The 6,544-nt window shown below is 65.1% G+C and carries 5 protein-coding genes and 1 rRNA gene; 1 reads left to right on the forward strand and 5 read right to left on the reverse strand.

Annotation, left to right across the window (positions count from 1 at the left end):
- The 4 genes from J7I92_RS21615 to J7I92_RS24260 all read right to left on the reverse strand — a co-directional run bounded on the left by J7I92_RS21615 (nt 1) and on the right by J7I92_RS24260 (nt 5,792).
- Entirely contained in the window at nt 1-999 is a 999-nt protein-coding gene (locus J7I92_RS21615) for an HAD-IIA family hydrolase (protein WP_214843844.1), read from the reverse strand.
- A gap of 6 nt (nt 1,000-1,005) precedes the next feature.
- A complete protein-coding gene (locus tag J7I92_RS24065) occupies nt 1,006-2,985 on the reverse strand; it encodes a hypothetical protein (RefSeq protein ID WP_251040281.1) in 1,980 nt (659 codons plus the stop codon).
- A gap of 196 nt (nt 2,986-3,181) precedes the next feature.
- The gene (locus J7I92_RS21625; protein ID WP_214843845.1) at nt 3,182-3,661 is read right to left on the reverse strand and encodes a hypothetical protein; all 480 of its coding nucleotides are present in this window, start codon (nt 3,659-3,661) and stop codon (nt 3,182-3,184) included.
- A gap of 178 nt (nt 3,662-3,839) precedes the next feature.
- Nucleotides 3,840-5,792, reverse strand: coding sequence for a L,D-transpeptidase family protein (locus J7I92_RS24260; RefSeq protein ID WP_214843846.1), 1,953 nt, complete (start codon nt 5,790-5,792; stop codon nt 3,840-3,842).
- Between J7I92_RS24260 and J7I92_RS21635 the strand changes: the two genes are divergently transcribed.
- Nucleotides 5,695-6,009: a hypothetical protein gene (locus J7I92_RS21635; protein WP_214843854.1), complete on the forward strand. Its 315-nt coding sequence runs from the start codon at nt 5,695-5,697 to the stop codon at nt 6,007-6,009. The genes J7I92_RS24260 and J7I92_RS21635 overlap by 98 nt on opposite strands.
- A gap of 394 nt (nt 6,010-6,403) precedes the next feature.
- On the opposite strand, the gene rrf is transcribed toward J7I92_RS21635, so the two are convergent.
- Nucleotides 6,404-6,520, reverse strand: a 5S ribosomal RNA gene (gene rrf, locus J7I92_RS21640).
- Between the last annotated feature and the right edge of the window lie 24 nt (nt 6,521-6,544).

The raw sequence follows: 6,544 nt of genomic DNA on the forward strand, positions 1-6,544 counted from the left end.
CTAGTGACCGCGGGTCAGCCACTCGACGGCGGGCGCCGCGGCGGTGTCTGCCTGCGGGTTGGCCGTCCACCACGCCGAGCAAGCCGCACGCCATGAATCCAGGTCGCCCTCACCGCCGCTGATGTGGACCGTGTCTCCCCGCACAACCGCGGAGGCAGCACCGCAGCGGAACGTGCCGCCGTCGTGCTTCTCTACCGTCGGGTACGGGCGGTACAGATCGCTGAGGTCATTGATGAGGTAGTCCGGGCGCTCGTCGGTACGGGCAGCGAGGATCGATTCCCGCGTGTCGACGCCGGTGAGCACCGCCACCGTGGCGAATCCCGCGTTGTTCCCGCCGAGGATGTCCGTGTCCAGCCTGTCGCCCACCACGAGGGGCCGTTCTGAGGAAAGCCGCTTGGCCGCGGTGCGGAACAGCGGCGCCTCGGGCTTGCCGGCGACCAGGGGCCGCTGGCCGGTGGCCGCCGCAACGGCAGCTACCAGCGTTCCGTTGCCGGGAGCAATGCCGCGGGCCTGCGGGATGGACATGTCCGTGTTCGTGGCTACCCAGAGGGCGCCGGCGGCAATCACGTACGAGGCTTCGGCGAGATCCTTCCAGCCGATCTCCGGATTGAATCCCTGGACCACTGCCACCGGATTGTCCGCGGCGCTGTGGACCGGGGTCAGTCCCACCAGCTCCACTTCGTGCGCCAGCGCGGGGCTGCCCGTCACCAGGACGCGGGCCCCGGCAGGAAGAAGGCCGGCCAGCAGCTCGCCGGCAGCCTGCGAGGAGCTGACCACCTGCTCGTCGGCGGCGGGCGCGCCAATATCGCGCAAGTGCGCGGCGACCTGGGCGGGAGTCCGCGACGCGTTATTGGTCACGTAGCCCAGCCCGACGTCGATGCCCGCCAGCTCCCGGAGCGCCTCAACGGCACCCGGAATGGCATGCGGCCCGGCGTAGACAACGCCGTCGAGGTCCGACAGCAGGGCGTCGAATCGTGAGATCAGTGAGGCACCGGTCATGCGCAGTTATTCCCTCTCGCGGTCCGGCTGACCGGAATCAGCATCGCCGGTTTCAGGTGAGTCAATGTCCGCGGAATCGAATTCCTCGGCAGCGCCGTCTTCAAGAGCGCCGTCTTCGAGTTCGTCCACTTCGACGGAGTCTTCGTCGGATTCAGCGTCGTCGGACTCAAAGTAGTCCGACTCCACGTCGTCGGTGCCTTCGACCAGGGCGGCTGCATCGGACGCGGCGGCTTCCACCACGGGCGATTGGCGATCCTCCTGGACATCAGGAGACGTAGGCGCGCTGTCAGCCTTCTGCTTGGCAAGCACGCGGCGCCGCGCTTCCTCTTCGCGGGCTTCCTCTTCCTCGTCCCAGCCGAGGTCGATGATGTCAGGTTCCTCGTCTTCTCCGAGGCCGAGGGCGTTCTCGGCTACAACGGCCTGGCGCTGCCATTTGTCGGCTTCCTCGGTCCTTCCTACGGCTGCCAGGGCATCTGCGTAGGCACGGAAGAGGCGGGGGCTGTACGAGAAGGCCCGGTTCATGTCCAGCTGGGCGATTTCCAGTTCGGCAACTGCCGCGTCCAGCTGGCCCAAATCGGTGCGGGCTCCGGCGGCGACGATGGCCAGTTCTACCTTGCCGGGTGCGTCGAGGTCATTGGCCTCCTCTGAGCGTGCGACGTCGAGGGCGCGGTCGGGCCGTCCCAGTCCGCGTTCGCAGTCGGCCATGACGGGCAGGTGCACGTTGGACCCGCTGATCCGGCGGTACGTGCGGAACTCGCGCAGGGCTTCGCCGTAGTGGCCAGCGGCGTAGGCTGTCAGGCCCACGGCCTCGCGCACCGCGGAGAGGCGTCCGCCGCGGCGGCTGGCAGCAAGCGCGTGCTGGAAGGCCAGTTCCGGTTCTTCGTCGATGAGGCGGCCGGCCATCACCAGGTGGCGGGAAACCCACTCTGCGCTCTTGGCCTCGAGGGTCTTGATCTCGTGCTTGGTGGCGCGGTCCAGTTCCTGGCCTGTGACGTCTTCGTCGATCTCGGGAGATCGCTCACGGTCCGGGCGGTTGGCGCTGCGCAGGTCACGCGCGTTCGGGACACGTGCGGGACGGTCCTCGGGGCGGTCGCGGCCGAAGTCCCGGGGGCCGGAGTCGCCGCGGTCAAAGCTGCGGGGTGCGCGCTCCGGGCGGTCACCGAACGGCTTGCGGTTGTCTCCGCCGCCGAAGGTGCGGCGTTCGCCGTCGCCTTCACGGCGCGGACGGTCGCCGTAGGGCTTGCGGTCACGATCGCGGTCACCAAACGGCTTGCGGTCACGGTCGCGGTCGCCGCCGAAGGTGCGGCGTTCGCCGTCGCCCTCGCGGCGCGGACGGTCACCAAACGGCTTCCGGTCACGATCGCCGAACGGCTTCCTGTCGCGGTCGCCGGCTCCGGCACCAAAAAGCTTTCGGTCGCGCTCCCGGCCAGCGCCTTCCCGCGAGGGACGGTCGCCGTACGGCTTCCGGTCGCGGTCGCCGCCGAAGGTGCGGCGTTCGCCGTCGCCCTCGCGGCGCGGACGGTCACCAAACGGCTTACGATCACGGTCACCGGCGCCGAAAGGCTTCCGGTCGCGGTCAGCGAACGGCTTCCGGTCGCGATCGCCGGCACCGGCACCAAACGGCTTACGGTCGCGGTCTCCGCCAGCGCCTTCCCGCGAGGGACGGTCGCCGTACGGCTTGCGGTCACGGTCACCGCCAAAGGTGCGGCGTTCGCCGTCGCCCTCACGGCGCGGACGGTCACCAAACGGCTTACGGTCACGGTCACCGGCACCAAAAGGCTTACGGTCACGGTCACCGCCGAAGGTGCGGCGTTCGCCGTCGCCCTCCCGCGACGGACGCTCGCCGCGGTCATCCCTGGCGCGGAATCCGCGGGGATCACCGCCTGAATTATTCGACGCGCGGTACGGACCGCCGCCTGACGGCCGGCCCCCTCCGTAACTGCCGCGGTCCTTGCCGCTTCGACTTCCGCCGTTGTGCTCAGCCATGTTGGATTCCTCCCGTTATGAGCTGACCACTGGCGCGATTGCAGCCGCTCTTATTCGTGCTTCGTTATGCCACGCAACCCGAAATCAAGCGCTTCAGAGTCCGTACATCTCACTCAATTCTAGGCGAGGCACAGCACAGCAGGCACCGGCCCGGCGGCACGGGGCGGCAACAGTGACCATCATCATAGGCGCAGCGTCAGAGGCCGGCTTTCTTGCCCAGTGCCAAAAGCTTCTGCTTGACGTTTGCGTAGTCCGGGGTCTCCGGGCCGGACGGAAGAGAGACGAGCAACTTCGTGGAAACCGTATCCTGCACTGAAACAAGCACGTACTCGGTGCTGCCGGTCAGCGAGTTCATCCCGTACTTCGCGTCACCGCGAAAGTCAGTTACCGGTTCCGCCGACATCAGCAGGCCAAAGGGGTCGCTGTCGGCCAGCTTTTGCGCTGTTTCGAATCTTCGCTGTTCGACGACCACGCTGTGGTCGGTTCCGGCCCCTGATTCAAGCGCATAAACGCACGAATCGACAGCCGTGCCGTCACGGTCCGTCGACACCACTCCCTGCCCTGATTGGAGTCCCTCGGCCCATTCGCCAAGTTCCGCCTTGATATCCGATTCAGGCAGCAGGGAGCAGGATTCAGCCTTGGCGGTGGGATCGATCGTCCGCCCGTCCCGGCCCACTTGCGGTGTGTTCGCGCTTTGGCTCGGGCTGGACGATGATTCCGACGGACTGGTCTGGGTGCCGGACGGGGAACTTCCCCCGTCCGGTGATGAGCCTTGCGGGGTGCAGCCCATGAGCACGGAGCTGCCAAGGACCAAGGCTGTCAGGGTGGCTAGCGCATTTCTGCGGACATGTGACCTATTCGAATACATCGTTGCTCACACCCATGATGAGTCGGTCCCCATAGCTGGCTGACTGGAGGTATCTGATCACGTTGGCCTCGCTCAGGGAAATGCATCCCCAGGTGGGAACGGGATTTGCGTGAAGGAAAATAGCGAATCCTGCGTCCATCACAATATTGGAATCCGGGGGCCTGTTGTAGTTGATGACAGCACCTTGGCGGTAATCGCCGGACGGCCGCGTGGCGTAGTACCACATGTTTTCATCCGGGAAGATGTCCGCGCTTGACTCGAAGTATTTGTTGTAGTTCGAGTTGAGGCGGCCGCCCCAGCGCGAATAGGCGTTGAGTGTCTGGTAGGGCAGCGACGTTCCGGGATTGGAGAGGCCGAAAGCCAACGTGATCGAATAGGACCCGGTCGGTGAGTATTTGCCGGTGGTCGGGCCAGTTGCCACGCCCGGCCGTGCGAAACCGCTCTCGCCGGCGTATCCTCCCGCTGTCCACTCGTGAACGTACCTGCCGTCACGCTTGACGCAGTTGGTAAAGGTCACGGGGGTGGTGCCGTATGCCTGGGATACCGCGAAGGACACCCGAGCCGCGCCGGCCCCTGAGTATTTGGTGGCTCCCACGTTCAAGGCCCGGCAGTATCCCCACTCCGAATAGCGAAGTGAAGTTCCCTGGCCCGCTGTCCATTGGATGTAGCCGCCTTCGAACCGCTGGACACAGGTGCTGCTCTGGCAGGACTCCTCGGTAACGGGGTAGCCCAAGGCCCCATCCTGCGCCCTCTTGGAGCCCCACATTTGCGCGTAGACGCCATAGACGGCATGGAACCCAATTCCTTGGGCCCAATAGACGTATCCGCCTTGGAATACCTGGACGCACCCCGAACCGGACAGGCCGCACTGCTCGTTGGACAGCGGATAACCCAGTCGGCCTGCTTCCTTGCCGTACTGGCTCCACATCTGCGCATAACCGCTATACACCGCGTACGCGCCGTTGCCTGCACTCCAGTAAATGGAGCCGCCACTAAACTGCTGGAAGCATCCGCGGTTCACGAGCCCGCAAACTTCCGGCGCGGTGGGGAGACCCAGGCGGCCGGACTCGCCACCGTAGTTTGTCCAGACTGACGCGTAGATCCCGGCCACCAGGGTAGTGCCGACGCCGGGGGTCCATGCGACGTATCCGCGCTGGAACTGCTGCACACAGCCGGTGCCGCTGGCCGTGCAGCGTTCGTTGGAAATCGGGTAGCCGAGCTTCCCGGCTCCCATGCCGGTCGCGGCCCACATGCTGTAGTACGGATCGTAGAGTGCAACAGTTCCGTGGCCAGCCGCCCATACAATCGAGCCGCCCTGGAACCTCTGCGTACAGCCGCCACCTCCGGCGTCGCACTTTTCGGCCGCCGAAGGTAGGCCCAACCTCCCGGCTGCAGCGCCGTACGCAGTCCACACCGAAGAATACGGTGCATAGACAGCGAAGGTTCCAACGTTGGTGGCCGAAGCGATAAAGCCTCCTTGGAAGCTCTGCTGGCAGGTGGAGGCATTCTGGTTGCAGGAGACGCTTCCCACGGGGTAACCAAGTCGGCCAGCCTCTTCTTTGTGGCTTGCCCAGACAGTTCCGATGTTTCCGGACGTGGCGACCGCTCCGGTGGACGCCGTCCAGTGAATCTTTCCATTCTGGAAGAGACGCCGGCAGCCGTCCTGGCTGAGTCCGCATTCAGCGGCGCTCAGCGCATTGCCCAGTGCGCCCCCGGCTCCGCCGAGTCGCTGCCATTCCGCTTCAATTGCGTCCGGCCCTGGAGCAGACGCTTCAACAACAGCGGTTCCCGATGCTGCCGGAGATTCCTGAGCGGTCGTCGCGGAGGTCGTAGGAGCCTCAGTGCTATCAGGAGATGCGCTCGACGGCGAGGGAGTCGCAGTCACCGTGGCCGGAGCGCTGGAAGAATCAACCGGGGCGGTGGACTCCGCAGGCTGCATTGTGGAGGGGGCTGCAGATTCAGACGGCGACTCAGTCGGATCCGCTTTCTGGCTCCAGCTGTTCCCGCCAAACGACGCCGGACCAGCCCCCGAGGCTGCCGGCGGAACCGCCAGCGCTAAAGCCAGCGCAAATGTTGCCGCCGTAGACCAAATAACCCGACGTTTCATCGAACCACATCCCCCATTTGTAGTCAGGATCCCTGGCCGGCGCAATTAAAGCCGGTCAGCATTCCGAACCTGAGGATACCTTAAACATCCCTATTACGGCGCTAAATATTGGGCCTGAAAGTTCCGCGTCGTTCTCTCATTACCTGCCGGCTTTTCCGGGACGCTCTCTCACTACCTACGGTTTTTTCACGACGCTCCCTCAGTAGCCCGGATTGTTGGCGACGGCGGTGTGCCCGGGTCCGGGGGCAGGGCACCATTCCAGGAGGTGCGTGAGGATCCGAAAAAAGGGGGGCCGTTAGTGAAAGATGGTTTGGTCAAAAGCGGCATGAAGTGGGAGAGCGTTGTTGCCTTGCTGCAGGTAGTGCGGGAGGTTTTGGGTTTTGTGGTTTTAAATGCGGGAGGCCCCGAACCGTTGTCTGGTTCGGGGCCTCGACCTAATGTGTGTCCGGCGGTGACCTACTCTCCCACACCCTCCCGGGTGCAGTACCATCGGCGCTGTGGGTCTTAGCTTCCGGGTTCGGAATGGGACCGGGCGTTTCCCCCACGCTATGACCGCCGTAACCCTTTTTACCCGTTCCTCCGGG

Source organism: Arthrobacter sp. ISL-72 (genome assembly GCF_018613755.1).
Classification (GTDB): Bacteria; Actinomycetota; Actinomycetes; order Actinomycetales; family Micrococcaceae; genus Arthrobacter.